Genomic DNA, 24,582 nt, shown 5'->3' with positions numbered 1-24,582 from the left:
TATGAAAGTATAATAGGCAAAAAACATTTGCCCATTATACTTCTTGTTATATACGCGACATGATTATCTAGTAAATGCTGCTGTTACACCACCATCCACTGTAATCATACATCCCGTTGTTTTATCTGCCTTTGAGGAGGCAAAGAAAGCAATTGATTCAGCAATGTCTCTCGAATAAATATTAACTAATAATGTTGTACGTTTACGGTAATGTTCCTCTAATTGATCAGGTTCGATACCATATGCTGCGGCACGTTCTTCGCGCCACTTTGAACCCCAAATAGCTGACCCTTGCAACACCGCATCGGGAAGAACTGAATTTACACGTATGCCATACTCACCGCCTTCAGCTGCAATACATCTCGCTAAATGCGTTTCGAGTGCTTTTACAGAACTGTATGCCGAAGCATTTTTCCCGGCATACACAGAATTTTTCGAGCCGACAAATACCATATTCCCGCCAATTCCTTGCTGTTTCATTTGCTTGAACGCTTCACGCGCCACTAAAAAGTAGCCTGTTCCAAGTACGTTCATATTTAAATTCCATTCTTGAAGTGTCGTTTCATCAAATGGACTAGACGTCGCAAGTCCTGCATTATTCACGATACAATCAATGCCTCCATAAGTAAGAGCTGCCTTTTCAAATGCCGCCTTTACTTCTTCTTCTTTTGTTACATCCATTTTCACAACAGTAGCACGACCTTCGCCGTACTTCTCGTTAATTTCAGCCGCAACTTTTTCTGCCCCTTCAAAATTCAAGTCAGCAAGCACGACATGCGCACCTTCTGAAACGAGGCAGCGTCCCGTTTCACTTCCAATTCCGCCAGCACCGCCTGTAATAAACGCAACTTTGCGAGAAAATTCCGCTTCAGCCGGTGCTAACGATAATTTATACAGCTCTAGCGGCCAGTACTCCACATTGTAAGATTCATTTTCATTTAAAGAAACGAAACGTCCGAGCGTTGTAGCACCTTTCATTACCGAAATCGCCCTATGATACAGCGCACCACTTACTTTTGACATTGCCACATTTTTACCGGTATTCACCATACCGATACCCGGAATTAAAATAACGCGAGGTGCAGATTCGAACATGTTGTCTCCTTCGTATTTGTTACGTTCAAAGTAAGCTTTATACTCTTCTTTAAAGCTTTCCACACCAGTTTTCACTTTCTCTATTAATCCGTCCACGTCTTTCGTTTGCGGATCCCAATTGATATAAAGGGGACTGCGCTTCGTATGAACTAAATGATCAGGACAAGCTGCCCCAACTTGCGAAAGCTCTCGTGCATTGTAGCTGTTTACAAATTGAAGTACTTCATCTGTATCGTCATAAGTTAAGAGCATTTTCTTTTCATCGCTAACTGCCCCGCGAATAATCGGCATTACTTTTGCAAGAATACTTCTACGCTCTTCTACTGAAAGTGCTTCGTATTTTTGCCCTCCGAATACAGTACTTTCATTCACTCGCTCATTGATATATTGTTCTGCCTCATTAATAACCGCAATCGTTTTTTCATAACTTTCCTTCGCCGTATCTCCCCAAACGACTAAGCCGTGTTTTTCCATTAACACGAGTTCAGCATTTGGATTATTTTTCACGCCTTCTGCAATCATTTTAGATAACGTAAACCCAGGGCGCACGTACGGAACCCAAACGAATCGATTACCGTAAATCTCCTCCGCAATTTGTCTTCCATTATGTGCGCAGCAAAGACTAATAATGGCATCTGGATGTGTATGATCCACATGTTTAAAAGGTAAGAAAGCATGCAATAAAGTTTCGATGGACGCACGCGGATGCTTGCTGTCAATCATACAATGCGCTAAGTACTCTACCATTTCTTCGTCTGGCATTTCTTCGCGCTCCATTAATAAACGAATATCTTCCATTCTTAAACCAGTAAAGTTTTGCGCTTTCATAGTCGCTAAATCAGATCCGCTTCCTTTCACCCACATGACCTCTATATCACGACCACGAAAATCTTTTTCAAATGTCTTTACCGATGTGTTTCCGCCGCCCCAATTACATACTGCACGGTCAGTTCCAATTAAATTCGATCGATACACTAATTCGTCTACTCCTTGCGATAATTGTGTTGCCTTCGTTTCGTTCCATAAACTATTAACCATATTCTTACCCCCGTTATTTTTTATTGTTCTATTATTTCGGATACGAAAATAGTGTGTATCCGTATGTTTAAGAGTTTCCTATTACACTTGTATTCCAATGCCCTATAGTAATCCCCCGATATGTAATCAGGGGATCTTATCATTAATGGTATAATGGGCCAAAGTTTTGGCAGGCGCGGTAATCTGCTGCTTCTGGGTCTTTCGTTCCGAACATGCCCCATGCACTCGGTCTGAAGATGTTCTCTTCTTTGACGTTATGCATATTTACAGGAATTCGGAGCATGGAAGCAAGAGTAATTAAATCAGCGCCAATGTGTCCATAGCTAATTACACAATGGTTGGCACCCCAATTATTCATCACGGTGTAAACGTCCTTAAAGGCACCTTCTCCTGTTAAATTTGGTACAAACCAAGTTGTTGGCCAAGTTGGATCTGTTCTCCCATCCAATACGTCGTGAACCTCTTCTGGTATTTCAACTGTGTAACCTTCTGCAATTTGTAAAACAGGTCCTAATCCTTTCACGAGGTTGAGACGAGCTGCTGTTACAGGCATATTTCCTTTCGTTAAGAAATCGCTCGAGAACCCGCCCCCGCGGAAATATCCTGTTGAAGCTGGTCGCCAGGAAGTAGCTGCCAAACATTTTTGCGCTTCTTCCTCCGTAATTTCCCAAAATGGTTTTATAGCAGGCTTTCCATCTTTCGTTTGTTGTCCTGTACCATCAAGCGCAGCGGAACCGGAATTAATCATATGAATAAATCCATTTGCCGCCAATCCTTCCGGTTTATGTCCTGTCACGCGTTCTACCGCCTCCGGGCTCCAATACGTTCTTACATCTGCAAAAACTTGAGCCGTATTTGTTAACAAATGGCCAAATAACATCGTAACCCCATTTAAACTATCATTTTCAGTAGCCATAATGTATGGCGGGCGAATTCCGTTCCAATCAAAGGAAGAATTTAAAATCGTCTCCATAAAATCTCCATTCGGGAAATGATCCGTCCATTGACGCTGGCCTTGAAAACCTGCAGAAATCGCGTTATGCCCTAGCGCTTCTTCACCATAACCAAGTTCCTCTAGTTTCGGATTTCCAACCATAAGATCTCTTGCAATTAATGTCATTTTCACGCTCGTTTCCCAGTCTTTATTCTTTTGCTCCCTTGATCGTTGCATCTCTTCCGCATTATTATCTGGACCTTCTGGGCAATACTCCTTCACCCAGTTTAAAGCTCTTTCATATTCTTCCTTATCATAAATCTCCTCATCTATTCTTCTGACAAATTCGGTCATATCAATATATTCATTTCTCATTCCTAAATAATCTTGGAAAAACTCGGGGTTAACGGTACTACCGGCAATCCCCATAGATACAGATCCCATCGAAAGATACGATTTTCCTTTTAAAGTAGCAACGACAAGACCAGACTTTGCAAATTGAAGTAATTTTCCCTGCACATCTTCAGGAATAGATGTATCACTTAAATCTTGCACATCTTTCCCGTATATACCGAAAGCCGGAATACCCTTTTGATTGTGGGCAGCTAAGACAGCTGCAAGATACACTGCCCCTGGACGTTCTGTTCCATTAAACCCCCATACTGCTTTTGGAATGTCTGGATTCATATCCATCGTTTCAGAACCATAGCACCAGCATGGTGTAACAGTAATAGAAACACCAACTCCCTCTACCGCAAATTTTTCAGCCGCTTTGGCCGCTTCCGCCACACCGCCAATACATGTATCAGCGATGACACATTCTACTGCCTCGCCATTGTAATGACGTAAATTTTCAGTTAATAAATTTGCTACCGATTTTGCAAGATTCATCGTCATATCTTCAAGAGATTCACGTACACCATTTCTTCTGCCATCAATCGTTGGTCTAATTCCGATTTTTGGTAATTTATTGTAAAATCTATTATGAACTGTTTTCATTTTAAAGCTCCCTTCTTACTACATTGTTATCGATTATTTCAAGAAAACGGCCGTATGCTTCCTGCCATTCTAATTGATTTTGAGGTTGATAATGTTTAACAGGAAACGAGTTTTCAACAATCTCTCTACCTTCCTTTAAATCCTTTATTTTTCCTAGCGCGATCCATTGCGATAATGAATTTCCAATCGCACTCGCTTCAACTGGCCCCGCTACAACAGGGCGGTTAGTCGCATTTGCGGTAAATTGACAAAAAAGATCATTCTGAATGCCACCGCCGCCCATGTGGATGACTTCTATTGACTTACCAGTTAACACTTCCAGCTTCTCTAACACCCATCTGTACTTGAATGAAAGACTCTCCAAAATACAGCGGAGGAAACTCCCTTCCGTTTCAGGGGGCTGTTGACCACTCTTTATACAGAAATCTCGGATTTGTTTTAGCATATTTTCCGGATTGAAGAAAGAAGGATCATCTGGATCTATGGAATGTGCAAATGGCTTTGTATTTCGAATCAACGTTTCTTCTTCTTCGTAAGTAAAAAGCTTGCCTTCTTTTGCCCAAGTCCCCCTACATTCTTGCATGAGCCATAACCCCATAATATTTTTAAGTAGCCGAAACTCGCCATCTGCCGTTCCTTCATTTGTAAAGCCCCATTCCAAAGCCTGTTCATTAATGACTGGATCCTTCACTTGAACTCCCATTAAGATCCATGTACCACAACTCATAAAAGCGGAATATTCTGACTTTATAGGCAATGCGGCAAGAGCACAGGCTGTATCATGTCCTGCACCAGCAATAACTTTAACAGGCTTCATGCCAAATTCATTATGAATAGAAGAAAGTGTCGGACCGAGAGTTGTTCCTGGCATCACAATATTTCCCATGATTTCTTTAGGTAGCTTTAACTTAGTCATAAGGGCGGTATCCCAATTATGCTCATGAATGTGAAATAATGATGTCGTTGTACTAATCGTATATTCATTCGCCTTTTCGCCGGAAAATAAATAACTCAATAAGTTTGGTGTTAATAATAGAGTTTTTGCCTTTTCTATCAAATCTGGGTTATTCTTTTTTATCGTATAAAGCTGGCAGATCGTATTAATTGTTGCTGGCGTGACTCCTGTTCGAGAGAACAAAACATCCCTCGGAATGACTTCCGTGATTTCTTTTAAACTATCATTTGTATGCGGATCTCTATAAGAATAAGGATTGCTAAGCAATTCTCCTGTTGCAGAAAGAAGTCCGAAATCAACGCCCCACGTATCGATAGATAAACTTTCGATCGACTTATGACCGTTTTGAATACTTTTCCCTATTCCATTCTTCATTTCTTGGAAGATCCTTAAAATATCCCAATAGTAATGACCAGTTGCGTAAATAGGGCGATTGGAGAACCGGTGAACTTCTTCAAGATAAAGGCGTTTCCCATCAAATCCACTTACCATTAAACGCCCATTAGATGCACCTAAATCAAAAGCCCAAACTTTTTCCATTCCTTCACACCCCTCGGAAACACTTCAATTACTCCGCATCTTTTAATAGTTGTAATCTATATTTCTCAGAAGATAGATTTCTTAATTCGTGACATTCTTCCTCTGTCAAAATTCTTGGCACGCCCACCGTCGATGCAATCGTATATACTTTGGCCGCTTCTTCTAGAATTTGCATTAGAAAATATGCTTCTTTCATTGTTTTACCAACCGTAAGTACCCCGTGATTCCTCATTACGACTACATCATTTTCTTCAATCACATTTGATACAGCGTTAGCCAATACTTCTGTAGTCGGAATCATATATTCAAGATAAGATACGCTTTTGATCATTGCTGGAAAATCTGGGAATAGACTCGGAATGGTATGACCAGTACATGATACACCTACCGAATAACTTGGATGAGCATGTAAAACAGCTGTTATATCAGGACGTTTACGAAAACATTCCAGATGCATTAATATTTCAGAAGATGGTTTTAAATCATCCAATATCTCACCCGTTTCAATATTGACACGTACCCACTCGTGGTCTTCTATCTCTTGCAAATCAAAACCGCTAGGAGAGATATACATCATATTTCCGTCTCTCATACTTAAATTTCCACCTGCTCCTACTACAAGACCCGTTTGGACAATCTTATTTGCATATAATTTCAAATCATTTATTACACTCAGCAATAGTATGCACCTCAGTTTCTCTCTTATTTGCACCGCTAGTTTCGTTTTAGATTTTATTGATATAGAACTTCCTTAATCTTTGGATCATCAATGTTCTTTTTATCGTACCAATAGAAACCAGTGTCAATTGTTTTGGATACTTGTTTCCCATCTAGGTTCTCAACAGCTGCTTTCACAGTTTCATAACCGATTCCAATTGGATTTTGCGTAATCGCACCTGCCATTACTCCGCTCTTAATCGCATCAATTTGTAGTTTTCCAGAGTCAAAGCCAACTACTACTACACTCTTTTTGTTCAATTCTTTAACAGCATTTACTACCCCTATCGCAGAACCTTCATTTGTACCGAAAATACCTTTTACATTTGGGTGCGCTTGCATAATTGCCTTAGCAGCGTCAGTCGATTTTAATTGATCGCCGCTACCATATTGAATATCGACAAGTTTAATGTTCGGATACTTTGATTTGATTGTATTTACAAAGCCATCTCGTCGTTCAACACCTGTTTTACTTGTCTGGTCGTGAGCAACTACTGCTACTTCTCCTTTTTCACCAATTAATCCAGCCATTTTCTCAGCTGCAAGAGCTGCCGCCGCTTTATTATCTGTTGCTGCTGTTGCCACAGGTATATCTCCCTCAACACCTGAGTCAAACGCAACAACCGGAATTTTTTTGTTTTTTGCTTGTTCTAATAATGGAAGAGCAGCCTTAGAATCTAATGCCGCAAAACCAATCGCATCTGGTTTTTTATCAAGTGTGCTACGGAGCATTTCAACTTGCTTATCAACCTGCGCTTCCGTTTCAGGACCTACAAATGTAATATTCACCTTATATTCATCTGCTGCTTGCTCAGCTCCTTTTTTAACAGCCTGCCAGAACTGATGCTGGAACCCTTTTGAAATGATAGCCACATAACGTTTCCCGTCATCTTTTGCAGGAGCATCACTATCCTTACTTCCCGTGCTTGCATTGTTTGAAGAACACGCTCCCATAAACATTGAAATTGCAAGAATTGATGATAAAACGATGCCCTTTTTTGCTTTCTTCATCCAAAACTCCCCCTATATATTGTTTTATTTTAAAAACAGTATCGCAGTTAATTCTTTGCTTTTTTGTTTCGTAACACATCTGCGTAAACTGCCAATAAGATAACCGCTCCAACAACTACTGTTTGCCACTCTTGCGGTACGGAAAGGATTTGAAGACCATTTGTTAACACACTCATAATCAATGCACCGATAACAGTACCAAGAATTGTTCCTTTACCACCACTTAAAGAAGTTCCTCCGATAACGACTGCTGCGATTGCTTCTAATTCATATCCTGCACCTAAAGCTGGCTGGGCAGAATTTAGACGAGATGCCATGATAATCCCTGCAACACCAGTAAAAACACCTGCAAGCATGTAGATAATGATTTTCCACTTATCAACATTCACTCCAGAAAGCCTGGTCGCTTCTTCATTGCTTCCTAGTGCAAATGTATACCTTCCGATAATCGTTTTATTTAAAATTAAGCTTGCGAAAATAGCCATTCCAAAAAAGATGAAAACAGCATTTGGAATAGCAAACCCAGGAATAATAGAACCCATCGCAATTTTGTTAAAACTTGGTATAGAAGTGAAATAGATTGGAGTGGCTTTCGAAATAACAAGTGCCAATCCTTTCGCGATCATCATCATAGCTAACGTTGCAATAAATGGCGGAATCTTCAATTTTGCAATCGCAGCTCCCGAAATCAAACCTACTACGGCGCCTATTAAAATGCCTCCTATAACAGCTACCCAAACCGGTAAACCTAAGTTGACAGCAAAAACACCTGTCATAACCGAAGACAACGTCAGTACGGTTCCACACGATAAATCAATTCCACTTGTAACGATAATCATCGTTGCTCCTAAAGCAAGTATGCCTGTAACAGCTGTCGATAAAAAGATTCCTATAATGTTATCAAATTGTAGAAAATTAGCTGAAGCAATTGAAAAAATAAAAACAAGTACGATTAAACTTGCAAATGCTAGAAGCTGCTGAAGGGCGTTTGAATTCATCCCTTTCCTCATCTTCCCTTCAACCGGAAACTCTACTGCTTTTGGCATTTCCATTCCTGTTCACTCCTTTATCATCCGTTACTATTCATTACATAATTCGTTTTGTTGCAAGCGTCATAATCGCTTCTTGTGATGCTTTTTCATCATTTTTCAATTCTCCTGTTATTTTGCCTTCACACATAACAATTACGCGGTGGCTGATTCTTAAAATTTCAGGAAGTTCTGAGGAAATCATAATAATAGATTTTCCTTGCTGTGCTAAATCGTGTAGTAACTTATAAATTTCATCTTTTGCCCCAATATCAATACCACGAGTAGGCTCATCAAAGATTAAAATGTCTGAATCTCTAGTCAACCACTTGCCTATAACAACTTTTTGCTGATTCCCTCCTGAAAGATTTTTCACTAATTGATTACCTGATGGTGTTTTTATTTTTAACCTCTTAATTAATTCCTCAGATTGTTGATCCACTTTAGATACATGCATCCAGCCAAAAGGTTTCACATAATCTTTCATCGATGCCATTGCAATATTTGTTTTGACATCCATCCCAACTAGAAGTCCAAACTGCTTTCGATCCTCAGATAAATATCCAATTCCATGTTGCACTGCATCAGAAGGATTTTTAATATTCTGTCTTTTTCCTTTAATAAAAATCTCCCCTGAATCAAGTGGATCTGCCCCGAATATAGCACGGGCTACTTCTGTTCTTCCAGCTCCCATCAATCCAGCAAAGCCAACGATTTCCCCTTTATACAGTTCAAAGCTTACATCCTTTATCGTTTTCCCTCTCTTTAAATTTTTTACTTCAAACACTTTTTCTCTCGTTCTCTCTTTCATTTCTGGTTTTTGATTGTTATCAATTTTCCTTCCAACCATCATCGAGATAATTTGTTCAATCGTTGCATCCTTCGTGTTCATCGTTCCTACGTATGTACCATCTCGCATAATCGATACACGGTCCGTAATTTTCTTAAGCTCCTCCATGCGGTGAGAGATATATACAATTCCCACACCATCTTGTCGTAATTTTCGAATCATAACAAACAATGCATCAATTTCCGTATCCGTTAAAGCTGCGGTTGGCTCATCCATAATTAATATTTTCGAATCAAAGGAAAGAGCTTTGGAAATCTCAACCATTTGTTGTTTCGCAACTGTCAAATCACCTACCAATTCTTTAGGATCTAGATGAATGTTTAACCTTTCAAATAGTTTTTTTGCTCTGTTATTTAGTTCTTTTTCATCCAAAAAAAGATTAAATAGCCCTTTAGGTTCTCTTCCTATAAAAATATTTTGGGCAACTGTTAAATGCGGAGCTAAATTAAGTTCCTGATGGATTATACTGATTCCAAGTCTTTGTGCTGCTTTTGTATCGGGAACCTCGATTTCTCTTCCTTCGTATGCAATTGTTCCAGTATCCCTTTGATAAATCCCTGTTAAAATTTTCATTAATGTAGATTTTCCGGCTCCATTCTCTCCCAAAAGTGCGTGAACTTCGCCTTTTTTCAATTCAAACTGCACATTAGAAAGCGCTTGCACTCCAGGGAACACTTTACCAATTCCATCCATTTTCAGTAGCAATTCACTCATCCTATCACCTACAACCTTATCAATTTTTTAATCCACCAAATAGTAACTACGGCGTTAATCGGTGACAACGCCCTTTTTTAAAATCATATTGGCATAGAGAGCACTTTCACTCGTTGCAACAATCGCATACGCCTTCTTTGCCCTCTCATAAAACGCAAAGCGATCAATCATCTCAAAACTATCAAAATGTGTATCGTATTGTTTGATCGCCGCATCATACGTTTCCCAAATGACGGGCTTGGTAGAGTCCCCTTTTACAACCTTCATTAATGAAACGGAATGATCACTATACGTATCGAGCGGGAAGAATTGTAAAATTGCCTGTAGTACTTCAAGAACCCCATGACCTTCACATCGAATGAGCTTCCTCCCGCAAGAGGCAGCAGGGAAATTGCCATCCGCTAAAACAATCTCATCCCCATGCCCCATTTCTAAAAGAACTTTCATTAAATCTGGACTAATTATTTTCGGTATTCCTTTTAGCATTTTTATCTCCCTTCCGATTTTTAACTTAACGAAAATACGTTTCAACTACTTACACTTTGTGCATCTATTAATAACTTTGGTGTAAATATTTCATGAAAGGGACCTTCTTCATTATTTAAACGTTTCAATAATATATCACCTACCCTTTCTCCCATTTCATATGGTTTGTGAGCGACTGATATAATACCAGGTGCTCGTAATAATTGTGCTGCCTCCACATCACCAAAAGAAGCGATCACAATGTCCTCTGGTACAGAGTAACCCCTCCTCGTTAATTCAAGAAGAACACCAAATGCCATTTCATTGTTCAAAGATAGAATAGCTGACGGTTTCTCAGTAAAATTCAGAAAATAATCAACCGCTTTCATACCACCTTCTCTTGTGAAAGTGCTATTAAACGTATAGTTTTCATCTTCTTGAATCCCAAACTCTTCTAAAGCTTTCTGAAATCCTTCATAGCGCTCTTTACCTGTACTAACGTTCAACAATCCATTCACAAGACCAATCGATTTATGACCCTGTTTTAAAAGATAGCTCGTTAATGTATAAGCACTTTCAAAATTACTTTCTATAACCGAATCTAATTTCGAATCCCCAATCTCAACAGTCCGGTCAACTAAAACAATCGGTACACCGGCCTGATGAATACTCCTTACTCTTTCTTCACAACCGCCAGCAGTCGCCAACACAATCGCATCTACCCGTTGTTCCACTAGTAGCTGCAACAATTTATCCTCTTTTTTAGGATTTTCATGACTACTACAAAAAATAAGGTTATAGCCCTTTTGCTGCACAATATCTTCAATCGCCTTTGAAATTGTCATGTAATAATGGTTTGTAATATCTGGAATCACAACACCAATCGTGTATGTTTTATCTTGCTTTAAACTTCTAGCAATCGCATTTGGTTGATAATTCAATTTTTTCACAGCTAAATGAACACGATCTTTAATGTCGTCACTTACAAATCCACTTTCGTTTAACACACGAGATACTGTAGCTGTAGACACATTCGCTTCCAATGCAACATCTTTAATTGTAGACTTAGCCATATCATCACTCTTTCTAAATTTTCAAGAAATCGTTTACTTCAGTTTTGTTTAAACCCTTATTTCATCCATGTAAACGATTACTTAGTAGTTTACATGGAAAATAATAATTTAATTTTCTAAATATTTCAACACTTTTTAAAAACATTTTTTTATAAAAAATACGACTATACATCAGATAACCTGTAAAGCGTGAAAAAGATCATTTTTTTATGATGAAATGTGCGTTTTTCACACTTATATTCTATGAAAGGAATGCCGCAACATCGTTCTATTACGAAGATTCGTAGTACATAAAAAGAAAGAGCCTACTCGTGTGAGTTGGCTCTTTCTCTATTTACTAATACAGATAGATTTTCTCCTCTTATTTTATAAACTCTCAAATGTTCCTCTACTTTTCTCTCGTCACCTAATAGACTCATCGTCTTTTTAACAAAGTTCCAATTTAAACTACCGGATAACCATAGCAACGAAGAAAGTCTTTCATACTCATTTGAAGTTAAAATGTTATTAGCTCCATACCCTTTTAAAAATGCTTTAGTAACTTTCGGACATACTACATGTGACTGTATTCCTTCTGTCCGGGAATACCACTTTATTAAAAAGGCTAAACCTTCCATACGATCAACATATGCAATGGATTCAAAATCTATAATTCCTTTTACAGATTGATTTGAATCCCAAATGACATTTAAAGGATTTAAATCGGTTTGTACAATAAACTCTAAATCGCTCGTATGTGCGCATTCTATATGATACTTAGCGAGCTCTATATACCCCCGCAATTCCTTGCATGTACCACCTTTATTGTCTAATAGCTTTATAAATTCACCATATCCATCTAAATGAGATCTCTTTTGAAAAGTCGAACTTTGAAATGTACTAGAAATATCATGTATCTTTCTTGCTTCCTTTCCAAAGACCTCTGCCATCGTTTCTGTACAATGAGTAATATGTTCCCCTTCCATCCAAGTAGACAATACAAATCGGTACTGTTCCTCATTGCAAGTGACTAATGTAAATGAATCCCCCGCCCTATTCTCCTTAATCTGCATAAATGGAATTCCATGCTCTCGTAAATAATACGTAAACCGTACTTGCTCTTTCAATTGTTCATTTGATAACGTCCCAAAGGCCGGATTGATTGTTCGATCGCTATTTATAAATCGTGCGGAATATCGATCTCCATTTACGATGATTTTATAATGCAAATCTGTATGCCAACTATTCTTATGTAGTTCTTCTTCCACTAGTAATGTATGAATTTCTTTAAAGTAGTTTATTAATATGTTTTTTATTATTTGTTTCATACTATTTTCCTTTCTTGTGAAAACCCTCGATGATAGTTTTTTAACATACACTTCATTTACTCAAAAGGAAAATAATAACCTACATAATTAAAAACATTTGTAAAACCTACATTTTCTACAACGGCCACAGAAGGCTTATTTATTTCCATGCAGTCCCAATATGGAATAATATTATTCTCCAAACATTCTTTTACGAAACTATGAGCTATCGTTTGAGCTAATTTTCTCCCTTGGTGATCTTCTATCGTTTCAATATCTATGCAATGTATATTGTCAAAGACGAACCCCGAAAAACAAACACTTACAATCATGTTTTCAAAAACTATGCAATAGCCTATTCCCTCGTTAAAAAATTCATCAGGTGAGGACCAAAACTCTAAAATTTTTGATTGTAAAAACTCAATATTCTTCAATACATTCCCTTGATTTTCATAGAGAGCTTTACTCATTTTTAGCACTGTATACCCTTGTTCAATTTTAGGTTCATGATTCCCCTCATAATCCTCTTCCTTTAGCGTATACACTCTTTGATTCCAACTCTTTAATTTACGATATTGAAATATTTTTTCGATTGTTTTATTCCACTTTGAATGATTACCAATTGCTTCAAAGCAATTTAATCCAGCCTTTCTCGCCTCAGGTTCTATCACATTATCAATAAAACGATTCATTTCATTATTAAACTTTTCATTTACTGCACTTCCTATAAAAAAGAAGCCATCGTTATTCCCTAACCAAATAAGTCCTGAATTAGGAGAATAGATGCTATCTACAAATATACGACCAGGATTCACTCCTGCAATTACAGCCTTTACTTCTAATTGCCCTTTTTCATTTAGTAAACTGTTACATTTATAATAATCATCCTTTTTCAATTCAAAAATCATACGTTACGCCCCTCCCTGAAACTGCTCTATTCTAACTTTACCATCATGACAGAATATTCTCTATTCATTTTAATAGTTGCTTTAAATCAATAAAAAAGAGCCAATCTCCTATACGATAGAAGATTGACTCTTTATTTTACTCTCCTGTTTCAGAAAATCGCTTTATACGTTCTCCTATTTCATCACGAACACGTTGAAACTCAGACCATTCTTTTCCTGCTGGATCATCAAATCCCCAGTGAACACGCTTCACATGCGGAGGTGTCGAAGGACAAACAGAATCCGCATGACTACAAAGCGTAACGACTAAATCAGCACGATTTAAAATATTTGCATCAATTATATCTGATGTTTGATTTGTTATGTCGATATTTACTTCGTTCATTGCTTTAATTGCGTTTGGATTCACTCCATGTGCTTCGATTCCCGCAGAATACACATTCCACTTATCCCCTAAATATTGTTTCCCCCATGCTTCTGCCATTTGGCTTCTGCATGAATTTCCTGTACATAAGAAATAGATTTTCTTTTTATTTTCCATGTTGTTTTCCGCCTTTGTTTTTAAATTATACTGGTTGATCATTAAAATATTTACGCTTAAACCAAAAAGCGACGTTTACAAGTGCAATCATGACAGGGACTTCAACTAAAGGACCGATCACAGCAGCAAATGCTGCGCCTGAATGAATACCAAACACACCAACTGCTACAGCAATCGCTAATTCAAAGTTATTACTACCTGCTGTAAATGCTAACGTTGTTGTTACCGGATAGTTTGCACCAATTTTTCTTCCCATAAAGAAAGAAACAAAAAACATTACAATAAAATAGATTAATAACGGAATCGCTATTCTTACTACATCTAATGGCACGCTAACAATCATCTCTCCTTTTAAAGAGAACATAACGATAATTGTAAATAGCAATGCAAGTAGTGTAAGTGGACTAATCTTCGGTATAAACACCTTTTCATACCACTGTCTTCCTTTTAACTTAACGAGTACAAAGCGTGTCAACATACCTGCTATAAAAGGAATTCCTAAATAGATACATACTGATTTTGCTACTTCTATCATTGTAATATCGACAATAGCACCTTCAATTCCTAACCATTCTGGAATTACGGTTACAAACACGTATGCATAAACTGAGAAAAAGAGCATTTGGAATACCGAATTAAAAGCAACTAAACCTGCCGCATATTCTTTATCACCATCAGCTAGATCGTTCCAAACAATTACCATTGCAATGCAACGTGCTAATCCAATCATAATGAGACCGACCATATATTCTGGTTTATCAGGAAGAAAAATAATTGCTAACACAAACATAAGTACCGGACCAATAATCCAGTTTTGTACTAAAGATAGAACTAACACTTTTACATCTTTAAATACTCGGCCCATTTCCTCATAGCGAACTTTTGCTAATGGTGGATACATCATGACAATTAAACCAACAGCAAGTGGAATAGACGTCGTTCCAACTTGTAATGTATTCAGTCCGTCTACTACACTAGGGAATACAAACCCTAAACCAATCCCAACAGCCATCGCTAGAAAAATCCATAGTGTTAAATATCGGTCTAGAAAAGATAAGCGTTTCATTTTATTTTCCATCTCCTATTAACAACAAGAATTTTTAGCTACCTCATTTGCAGTCGTGCAACATGATGACTCTTCAATTTTGTGAACATCACTATGTGCTTTCGTATAAAAGAATTCCCACTCATTTCCATCAGGATCCGTTATCCAAAACTTATCTTGAACTGCATAGCAACAAGTCGTATCCATTTCATCACGCGCAAAGAAACCTTCTTTTTCTAATCTTTCTTTATGTAATGTAATTTCTTCAGCTGTATCCACTTGGAAACCGAAATGATTTACCTGATTTCCCTTCACCTCATCTCGTACGTTCAGCGTAAAATTAAGTCCTGGCGTCTCTAATAAAAATTTTGCATAATCCGTTTTCACTTTAACTGGTGATACACCAAATACTTTTTCATAAAATTCAATAGACTTCTCTAAATTCGTAACGTTTATACCGACGTGAACATATCTCATACCTTATTCCTCCTCTTTACATATCATTAATCAATTTTTTTTGATTAATAACTCAAAATTTTAACAGCAACTACCTTTCCCTGTTTTTCTAAAGATACAGCACAATTCTTCTGATAATAAATTATTCACTTCCGCATCATTTAAATCATAATAACTCCACGTACCTTTTTTTTCTTTTACAATCAAACCTGCATCTAATAAAATCTTTAAATGATAGGACAACTTAGATTGTGTCATTTCAAAAATCTCTGTTAAATCACATACACACGTTTGGCCTCGCTGACAAAGTTCATACATGATTTCTAAACGCTTTTGATCCGCTAATGCTTTGAATTTTTTCTCATAGAGCTGGAAATTTTGCGCCACTGTAGTTCACTCTCCCTTCATCAATTTTTTTTGATATTTATAGTATATACGTTGATTCAGTCTTTATGCAACTTATTAATCAAGTTTTTTTGATTAATATAACATTCCCTTCTTTCCCATAACAAAATTTAAAAGTTATCGAATAGTAAATGGAGATGAACTGCTTTCTATTAAACGCTTCATCCTTCTATTATCTCAGTCCCCTCTTTTCCTATCTTGTAGATAATATACTTGTAGTTCCTTAACAATCAAATCATTGTATCTGAATGTATTTACATAATAGAAAAAATAGTACGTTATCCTTACTATGGTTCTCGTAAATAGGATAACGTACTATTTTTATACGAAATAAGAAGTATCAACTCTAACCGAAGACTCTTTGAAACACCTTCTCATTTCTCTATTGCTTTAACATAAAACACTGTTATGGAACTACATTTAGATTTTCAAACGACCATATTACTACTTCTTCATCTGGTGAAGTAGTATTTATCATCAATCTTAATATCATACAGTCCAATTGTAAGGCTTTCCTCTCAAACATTATCCTTCCCTCATATCTGTAAGGAGGTCATTTTTCCATGCAATTGTATGCACATAAGAATCTTTAACTCTAAACATACCTAGTGTGTAAAAAATATTGTATTTATCTTTGCTTATGAACTCTATGTCCAATTTATTAAAGTGACTACCGATATGAAAAGCAAGAAAGTACTCATGCCAATCTGAATAGGAGTTTTGAGCAAGTTTTGCCGCTTGTATCATATAATGTTCCGCTTCTTTTTTAGATAAATAACCTAATCTTTTACCAATTCGACTTAAACAAATACACCATGCATAATCAAATGCAGCAATCCCAGCATCAGGTAACATGTGCAATGAGTAATTCACAACGTACATTTTTTCATCGTTTGATTGTCTTGGAAGTAATAGCTTTCGCTGTGCTTCTGAAAGAGGGGTTAATTGATTGTACATCGTTTGAAATTCTTGACGTGATCCTTCTGTTAATAACCACTCAATCATTTCTTTCAATTGTGCTGGTTCGTTACAATCAAATCTTTGTAATTGTTTCTTCAAAAACTTTTTCCCAAGTATACGGTCTCTTATAAATGTAAATTCATATTTTGTAAAATAATGAATAAGAAAATAAGTACCCATACATATAGTAGACATGCTTCGTAAATATTGTTTTACCTGTTTTTTCTTTCTTGAAACGAACACCTAAGCTCCTCCTTACATTTTGATTTTCAGTCTATAAAACTTCCACGCTTCCCAAACAACCGGAAGAAGAAGGATATATTTGAAAGGTAATCGCGTAATAATAGCAAGAATAAAAAATAAAATATACACCCAAGTACGTCTTAAAAACATGCCAATATACATCAATATCCAACCAAATACATAAGCCATTGTAACCCCTGGTTTATTTGGTTTCTTTCCGCTTTGTGCCAAAAACGAATTGAAATATGATAGAAACTCAACATGGTTCCTATTTATTTGAAAAGCATCCTGCACTATTTTTTCAGCTTTCTCTACTTCTCCCGCTTTTTCTAAGCATTTTGTCATCATGAACATCGCATCCATATGCTCTGGGTAGACAGAAAGAAGATGTTCACAATCTTTGATAGCATCGTGAAATTGCCCAAGATTATGCTGAATACGGGCACGATATAATAATGCATCTGGGTCGTCTTTATCAATTAACAGAATATTGCTAAATGCTTGTAATGCCTTCTCCTTATTGTCTATACGTAAATAATAAATACCTTGCATACGTAATAATTCAGGGTCCCTTTGATACATTGCAAACGCACGATCCAGTTCTTCTTTTACATCTTCTAATTCATTCGCTATCAGTTTCCTTTGTATTTCTTCTCGTATATAGAAATACAACTCAAAATCTAAATCAGCAGTTTTTTCAAAAATATCATAACGCATTTCTTTTTCGCCGCTAATTCTTTCTAATAAAAATTGAATTGTATTTTCTCCATATTCATTTACTAAATCATTTCTTTGCTCGCTGAATCGAAATACTTGATCGATTAATTCCCAAATCGAATGTGGGAAGTGATAATGATATAAGAAAAATTCAATTAATTGATCTTGTAGTGCTGCTGCATATTGAACATCCCATATCACATCTGAACGCAATATTTCCTCCCAATTCCCCTGCTCTATCCGTGCAAAGAAATTATCATAAAGCGTCTCAACACTTTCCATGAATGTATAGACTGGATGCTCAGTAATTGTAGTAGTAGCAATTTCCGCATCACTGTCAGTCCATGGAGAAAATACATGTTCCCTATCAGGGGCATTCATATCATCTATTTGAATCGACGGATTATCTTTCATATTTTTCGCACTTTTCACTGCCTCGTCAAACGCTTCTCTTAATTTTTGATATCCTTCTGGATCATCTTCTGGATGATGTATTTTCAGGAGTTTTGCATAAGCTTTTTTAATGACTGAAATATTGTCAGTAGGTTCAATCTCCAATGTATTCCAAATACTCATTAGCGATTTGCCCACCTTTCCATACTTTCAATATGTTCTTTTAATATACTGGAAGCTTCTTTAATCTTTTTATCATTTTGCGTTGTAAGCACGCTCTCAAATTGTTGCAGTAATATAGAAATCTTTTTGCGTTCATCACCAAGTAACTCTTCATAAAGCCTTTCGCACTTTGCAAGAAGAAGTCGATTTTCTTCTCTATCTCTCGGATGAATTTTAATATGTCTTAACTCTAAAAGTCTCTTTTCTATTTCTGCATCTGTAAGATTTCCAGCGTTTTGCTGTATGATCGTTCTTTTCTTTTCTCCAGTTGATGTACTTATTACCTCAACTTCAAGAATGCCATTAATGTCGTATGTATAACGAATATCAACCGACTCATTTCCAGCAGGAGCAGGAGGAATCTTAATTTTGAGCTCACCCAGTTTTAAATTATTTACTACCTTACGGTTTTCCCCTTGATATACATCAATAGTTATAAATTGTTGTTTATCCTTTACTGTATAGAGTCGCTCCACCTTACTTACAGGAATTGGTGTATTTCTCTCTATAATAGGGAAGAAGTACCCAGACTCTGACTTACCATCTCCAAATTCTTGAACAACACTTGTTCCTAAAGAATATGGACAGACATCGGTTAAAATCACTTCTTCTAAAGCCTTATTTCGTTCTTTTAAGGCAACTTGAATTGCAGCACCTAAAGCAACTGTTTCATCTGGATTTATATTTGCATAAGGCATACGCCCAAACATTTTAGAAATAACAGATTTCACAAGAGGCATTCGAGTCGCTCCACCAATTAAAATGACAGCGTCTAAATCATTCGGGTTTAACGAAGCATCACGAAGAGCACGTTCAATCGGATAACGAAGACGTAACAGTAGCGGCGTTACAATCTTTTCGAATTCACCCCTATTTATACTTGTTTCATATGTTTGATTATGAATCACAACATTCATAGTTGCAGCTGACTCATTACATAAAGCAAGCTTACAGCGTTCTGCTTGTGTATAAATTAATGATAATGTTTTTGAATCAAGTGACTCTGGATCCAGTTGATGGGATTCTAAGAAGAAGGTCATTAAACTTTTCGTGAAATCTTCACCACCAAGATAATTATCACCCGCAATAGATTTTACATCCATTATCCCTTCAAACAATTCCAAAATGGAAACATCAAAAGTGCCTCCACCTAAATCAAATACGAGAAATTTTGTTTCTGATTGTTCTTGGTATAAGCCATAAGCAATTGCCGCAGCTGTCGGTTCACTAATGAGGCGTTCTACTGTTAATCCTGCTATTTCCGCTGCACGTTTCGTTGACTTTCTCTGCGTATCATTGAAATAGGCAGGGACACTAATTACAGCACCGGTAACCTCTTCATTTAAATACACTTCTGCGTCTTGTTTTAAAGATTTAATAACAAAAGATGATAATTCTTCAGATGAAAAAGTATATGTACCCAGCTCATATTTTTTCTCTGTTCCTATAAAACGTTTAAAAGTTGCTGCTGTTAGTTGTGGATGAGTAATTAGTCGCTCTTTCGCAATACGCCCAACTAAAACTTCCCCCGTTTCATCAACGCTAACTACCGATGGTGTGAGAAATTCACCTAAAACATTTGGAATAAGTGTTGCACCATCTTCCGACCATGTTGCTACTAAACTATTAGTTGTCCCTAAATCAATTCCAATTATCGCCATACTAATCCCCTCTCTTTTTACTATATTTTACTATACCATTATAAATAGGAAAAGTATGTAAGAAACTAATAATATCAAACCTTCAGAATATAGAAACTCTATTTCAATCTAGTTAAATGAAATACTTCGTTAAGTTATAATAAGTATGCTCCAACCTTATCCCATTCTTTTTTGAAGAGAATTTTTCGTTCTCATATTGGCTGCCCGCTAATAGTGAAAATCTCTCCTTCGTAAGGGCACTAAAAAAGATCATTGAAAAGTCAATGTTCTTTTTTAGTATGCTTCTGTTTATTAACTACACTATTCTTCAAATAAAGCGAAACTTTAATCAGTAGGAGGTTCTTCATCCCCCACTGATTATCAGCCTCACCAATCGGGCTTTTATGGGAAGAACAATTCTTGTTATGTTAAATGGCTTACGATTATAAAAAATTATTAAATTGATTAAAAATACTAGTTTTACTGGAAAACACATAGCTATTGTTAAGAGAAAAAGGAGTGGATCATCCACTCCCTTCAATCACCTACCCCTGATTCCTTTGCGCCTCTCTAAACTCCTCCTTCACCTTCTCTAACAGCCCTTCTTCCGTAATTAATCGATACGCCGTATTTGCTAGTGCTTTTGCTGATGTAATTAGAGCTTTGTCTCCTAATTCTGAACGTGCTGCTTCTCTAAATTCATTCGTATGTGCAATTAAATCATCTGGGCCGATTTTAATGTACGGATGAATGGTCGGTACGACTTGGCTTACATTTCCTGCATCTGTTGAGCCGATGCCAAATCTTTCTTTCCGATTTACGTCTTCACCTTGTAATTCTAGTTCTTCGGCTACGACTTCATTAAATGTTTTTGTTACGAGTAGTTCATCGATTTCATTTTGGAATTGATGGATTTTCACTTTTGCGCCTGTTGCTAACGCTGCTCCCTGAGCAATATTTTTTACTTTTTCTGTTACTTCCGCACATCTTTTTCGCGTCGCTGCACGGATGAAGAATCTTGCTGCGGCGTAGTCAGGAATAATGTTAGGTGCTTTTCCGCCTTCTGTAATAACGCCATGAATCTTCACATCTGACGGAAGTTGTTGGCGAAGTGCGTTAATGCTGTTATACAGCTGAATAATCGCATCTAATGCGTTAATTCCTTCTTCCGGTGAAGCTGCGGCATGAGCTGTTTTTCCGTAAAAATGAAAATCAAGTGGATCGACTGCTAGTGAAGGACTCGTTATTGCTGTTTTTCCGCTCGGATGAATCATAAGCGCTGCATCAATGTTTTTAAATAAACCCGCCTTTACATAACTCGATTTTGCGCTACCGTTCGGTCCTCCTTCTTCAGCTGGTGTTCCGAATACGACAACTTCCCCGCCAATTTCTTCAAGCGTTTCTGATAATGCAATTGCTGCTGCAACACTAATTGTGCCGATTAAATTGTGACCACACGCATGGCCAAGTCCTGGTAAAGCGTCGTACTCCGCTAAAAATGCGATTGCTGGTCCTTGTTTTCCTGAACTTTTTCGCGCGATAAATCCTGTTTCGTGTCCAGCTATATTGTGCTGCAACTGAAATCCTGCACTACCTAGTAATAAACTTAACGTTCTAGATGCATAAAACTCTTGGTTACCAATCTCCGGATTCGCATGAATATCATGACTTGTTTCTATGTACTTTTCCTTATTTCTTTCGATACTCTCTTCAATTATTTTTCTTTGTGACGCTACTCCTGTCGCTCCCATTTTTCTTCCTCCTTTTATTTTCACGTAAAAAAGCCTCTTTCTAAAAGATAGAAAGAGGCTTTTTTATATACAGTCAAAATGAGCTTCTTTCTTATCTTTCAAGTTACCTTGCTGGAATTGGCACAGTATTCATAACGAATCCGCTGCCGAGGTTTCGTAGGGCCAGTCCCTCCACCTCTCGTGATAAGAATTTTCATAAAATTATATTAAATTATTTTCATTCTAAGTTCATTTCAAATAAAAGTCAAGGAATTCCTATCCGAATTTACCGAATATCTAAAAATCCTTTTAATACACCAATTGTCTCAGGTGCTTGCAGTCTTGCACATATGTACGGGAATTCCGTACTACCTTCAAACATCATTTGAGATGTAAGCGGTGCCCCTGCCCAAAAGATTTCATCATCGATTACGATAAACGGGAATGCTTTATTTTGCCTTTGTAACTTTACATTTTTCAGTGGAACTGGTCCGTCACTATACACTGTTATTTGTGCATTTGTGCGCATTAACGCTTGCCATACTCGTTTATCTACTTGTTTCGTACTTGGAAGCGAAATAATGATTTTTCGTTTTGCTGCTAAAATATCTTTTAATAGCCCTTTCGTTTCCTCAAGATTCATTTCCATAAACCAGCGTAATCGTTTCGATATTTTCCGTTCCCACAATTGTCTTGATGTCGTGCGATCATACACATCTCCGTGGCGTTCTATATGAGCCGTTAATTGTGACAACGCTTGTTTTCTAGAAAGGTTTTTTCGCATATAATGACAATCTGATAATTGAATGAACTTCCCTCTCGCCCTTGTCACAGCAACGTTGACGAGACGATGGTTTTTATGGTCAAAGAATAAAACGCCAGGTCGTTCTTGCGGATAACTATCTACTGTATCAAAAATCATCATATCTCTTTCAGATCCTTGGAACTTATGAACTGTCGCTGCTAAAACAGGTATGTTTTGATATTTCGTTCTCTGCAACATTTCTCTAATACACGTTGATAAAAAGCGAGACTGCGCTCTGTAAGGAGTCACAACACCAATGGATTGCACACCATCTAACAGTCCGATTAACATCATTTGCATCGCTACTAAACCAGACATAATATTAAAACGAGACCCTGAAGCAGCGTCTTTTAACGAAAATGCTCCCATTAAGCTCGTATCAAATAAAACACTCGCCTCATTTGCGAACGGCTGCAATTGCGCAAGTTCTTTACGCTCTGAAACAGACGGATGATCGTATACTCTATTTTTATAAATAAACGAGTTTGTAAACTTAGATATATCCGCATGCATACGTCTTTGTTCCTGCAGCATAAACAGGTTCGGGTGTGCTTCTGATTTATTAACAGACTCAACAATCCCGGCATGGTAAAACATATCTTCCCCAAGCCATTTTCGAACGAGTTCATGGTTCGCCATCGCAATTGGAGGTAACTGTAAAAAATCACCACATACGACGATACGTTTTCCAAGTGAAGCAGCTAATGCAATTTGCGGAACATATGCCATACTTACTTCATCTACAACAACTAAATCAAATGTACGCTCATAAATAAGTGAATCAATGGCACATTTCGATAAAGTTGCGCCGATTACTTTCGCATTTTCAATGTATTCTTTTTCTACTTCTTTAATTTTCGCTTTTTGCTTTCGAAGATCACTTTCAATCTCTTGTATACGCTTCTTATCAGCAGACGTCGCTTTATATGATAAAATCTTTTCACGAAGCTCTTGGCGTGTCTCTTCTAAATAGAGTCTCTCTTCTCCCCAAGATCCGTTCGTCGTTTCAACTAATTTCGATGCAAGTAACGTTTCATGATTTCGTATATGTTCATGTTGACTATAACCGTAACGAACAATTTCACCAGGCGTCCATTTCTTTTTCTTTTCAATTTGCTTCGTTACTTCGCTCATTAATACGTCTACTGCCGCATTACTATGAGCTAATACAAGTACCGATTTTCCTTTTTGATAATGCGCCGAAATAATACGTGATAAATTGTAAGACTTCCCTGTTCCAGGTGGTCCCCACACGTACGTTGTCGGATTGTAAAACGAACGATACGCCAATTCATTTTTCGGATTTTTCATCTTCTCAATATGTTTCGGACTGCTCGTCCCATCAACAAGACGCTTTATACGATTACGTTTTAACTTATCTTTACGTGCTTCTTTTAATCGCTCTTGTAGTTGCTCTAACAATTGCCACGGTTCACTATATAAAACCGCTTCTCGTATTTCACCTTGTATATAATCATTTAATTTCAATTCTATTTCTAATCCATGTACAGATAATACTTCTCCGGTCGCTTCCTCACCATCAAACTCAATTCGAATCGGTGAACCTTCCGGTAAGCTTACTTCCGAAATAAGCTGAAATACGTATACTGTACTTTCATAATCTGTATATAAAAAACGACCATTCATGATAGAAATTTTACTACCACCTATCGTTTTCCAATGTTTAATTTCATACGCTAATGCATAATGCCACTCTTTCATCGTTTCCGATAATGAAGGAGTTTGAGTAGGTGTATTCATCGTATAATCTCCTTCCTTCTCCCCAAACATACTTTCTCACTATACCATATA

General features: G+C 37.2%; 20 protein-coding genes and 1 riboswitch. All 20 genes read right to left on the bottom strand.

Annotated elements, in window-relative coordinates:
- Positions 1-63 precede the first annotated feature (63 nt).
- A complete protein-coding gene (locus MR070_RS11105) occupies positions 64-2,133 on the bottom strand; it encodes a bifunctional aldolase/short-chain dehydrogenase (protein ID WP_242261265.1) in 2,070 nt (689 codons plus the stop codon).
- Between the two features lie 142 nt (positions 2,134-2,275).
- Positions 2,276-4,066, bottom strand: a complete 1,791-nt coding sequence (locus MR070_RS11100; RefSeq protein ID WP_138321646.1) for an L-fucose isomerase — start codon at positions 4,064-4,066, stop codon at positions 2,276-2,278.
- Position 4,067: 1 nt separating this feature from the next.
- On the bottom strand, positions 4,068-5,561 hold the full coding sequence (locus MR070_RS11095; protein ID WP_000416987.1) for a rhamnulokinase: 1,494 nt from the start codon (positions 5,559-5,561) through the stop codon (positions 4,068-4,070).
- Positions 5,562-5,589: 28 nt separating this feature from the next.
- Complete coding sequence (locus MR070_RS11090; RefSeq protein ID WP_000953728.1) at positions 5,590-6,240, bottom strand: class II aldolase/adducin family protein; 651 nt, start codon at positions 6,238-6,240, stop codon at positions 5,590-5,592.
- A gap of 53 nt (positions 6,241-6,293) precedes the next feature.
- A complete protein-coding gene (locus MR070_RS11085) occupies positions 6,294-7,289 on the bottom strand; it encodes an ABC transporter substrate-binding protein (RefSeq protein ID WP_000709393.1) in 996 nt (331 codons plus the stop codon).
- 47 nt (positions 7,290-7,336) lie between these two features.
- Complete coding sequence (locus tag MR070_RS11080) at positions 7,337-8,341, bottom strand: ABC transporter permease (protein WP_179192336.1); 1,005 nt, start codon at positions 8,339-8,341, stop codon at positions 7,337-7,339.
- 34 nt (positions 8,342-8,375) lie between these two features.
- Positions 8,376-9,881, bottom strand: a complete 1,506-nt coding sequence (locus tag MR070_RS11075) for a sugar ABC transporter ATP-binding protein (protein ID WP_242261264.1) — start codon at positions 9,879-9,881, stop codon at positions 8,376-8,378.
- Positions 9,882-9,935: 54 nt separating this feature from the next.
- Positions 9,936-10,367, bottom strand: coding sequence for an L-fucose mutarotase (fucU, locus tag MR070_RS11070; protein ID WP_242261263.1), 432 nt, complete (start codon positions 10,365-10,367; stop codon positions 9,936-9,938).
- A 41-nt stretch (positions 10,368-10,408) separates the two neighbouring features.
- Entirely contained in the window at positions 10,409-11,419 is a 1,011-nt protein-coding gene (locus MR070_RS11065; RefSeq protein ID WP_242261262.1) for a LacI family DNA-binding transcriptional regulator, read from the bottom strand.
- A 305-nt stretch (positions 11,420-11,724) separates the two neighbouring features.
- Complete coding sequence (locus MR070_RS11060) at positions 11,725-12,726, bottom strand: phosphotransferase enzyme family protein (RefSeq protein ID WP_000809422.1); 1,002 nt, start codon at positions 12,724-12,726, stop codon at positions 11,725-11,727.
- A 56-nt stretch (positions 12,727-12,782) separates the two neighbouring features.
- A complete protein-coding gene (locus tag MR070_RS11055; protein WP_000575727.1) occupies positions 12,783-13,613 on the bottom strand; it encodes a GNAT family N-acetyltransferase in 831 nt (276 codons plus the stop codon).
- A 136-nt stretch (positions 13,614-13,749) separates the two neighbouring features.
- Positions 13,750-14,154 carry an arsenate reductase (thioredoxin) gene (gene arsC, locus MR070_RS11050; protein ID WP_000428256.1) on the bottom strand — a complete coding sequence of 135 codons (405 nt, stop codon included), beginning with the start codon at positions 14,152-14,154 and terminating at the stop codon, positions 13,750-13,752.
- 25 nt (positions 14,155-14,179) lie between these two features.
- Positions 14,180-15,220 (bottom strand): ACR3 family arsenite efflux transporter, encoded by a 1,041-nt coding sequence (gene arsB / locus MR070_RS11045; protein WP_000826561.1) that lies wholly within the window; start codon positions 15,218-15,220, stop codon positions 14,180-14,182.
- Positions 15,221-15,238: 18 nt separating this feature from the next.
- A complete protein-coding gene (locus MR070_RS11040) occupies positions 15,239-15,676 on the bottom strand; it encodes an ArsI/CadI family heavy metal resistance metalloenzyme (protein WP_001271010.1) in 438 nt (145 codons plus the stop codon).
- Positions 15,677-15,736: 60 nt separating this feature from the next.
- Positions 15,737-16,042: an arsenical resistance operon transcriptional regulator ArsR gene (arsR, locus tag MR070_RS11035; RefSeq protein WP_000068187.1), complete on the bottom strand. Its 306-nt coding sequence runs from the start codon at positions 16,040-16,042 to the stop codon at positions 15,737-15,739.
- Between the two features lie 543 nt (positions 16,043-16,585).
- Positions 16,586-17,263 (bottom strand): DUF1266 domain-containing protein, encoded by a 678-nt coding sequence (locus MR070_RS11030; RefSeq protein ID WP_000498142.1) that lies wholly within the window; start codon positions 17,261-17,263, stop codon positions 16,586-16,588.
- Positions 17,264-17,275: 12 nt separating this feature from the next.
- Positions 17,276-18,556, bottom strand: a complete 1,281-nt coding sequence (locus tag MR070_RS11025) for a J domain-containing protein (protein ID WP_242261261.1) — start codon at positions 18,554-18,556, stop codon at positions 17,276-17,278.
- Positions 18,556-20,256, bottom strand: a complete 1,701-nt coding sequence (hscC, locus tag MR070_RS11020; protein ID WP_000974594.1) for a molecular chaperone HscC — start codon at positions 20,254-20,256, stop codon at positions 18,556-18,558. Before hscC ends, MR070_RS11025 begins: the two co-directional genes overlap by 1 nt.
- A 524-nt stretch (positions 20,257-20,780) precedes the next feature.
- Entirely contained in the window at positions 20,781-21,986 is a 1,206-nt protein-coding gene (locus MR070_RS11015; RefSeq protein ID WP_242261260.1) for a M20 family metallopeptidase, read from the bottom strand.
- Positions 21,987-22,074: 88 nt separating this feature from the next.
- Positions 22,075-22,176, bottom strand: a riboswitch (SAM riboswitch).
- A gap of 75 nt (positions 22,177-22,251) precedes the next feature.
- Positions 22,252-24,561, bottom strand: a complete 2,310-nt coding sequence (locus MR070_RS11010; RefSeq protein ID WP_044793094.1) for an AAA domain-containing protein — start codon at positions 24,559-24,561, stop codon at positions 22,252-22,254.
- Positions 24,562-24,582: the final 21 nt, after the last annotated feature.

The organism is Bacillus cereus group sp. BfR-BA-01453, assembly GCF_022662915.1.
GTDB lineage: Bacteria > Bacillota > Bacilli > Bacillales > Bacillaceae_G > Bacillus_A > Bacillus_A paranthracis.
Note: the sequence above shows the minus strand (reverse complement) of the source record. Positions and strands in the feature narration are given on the sequence as shown.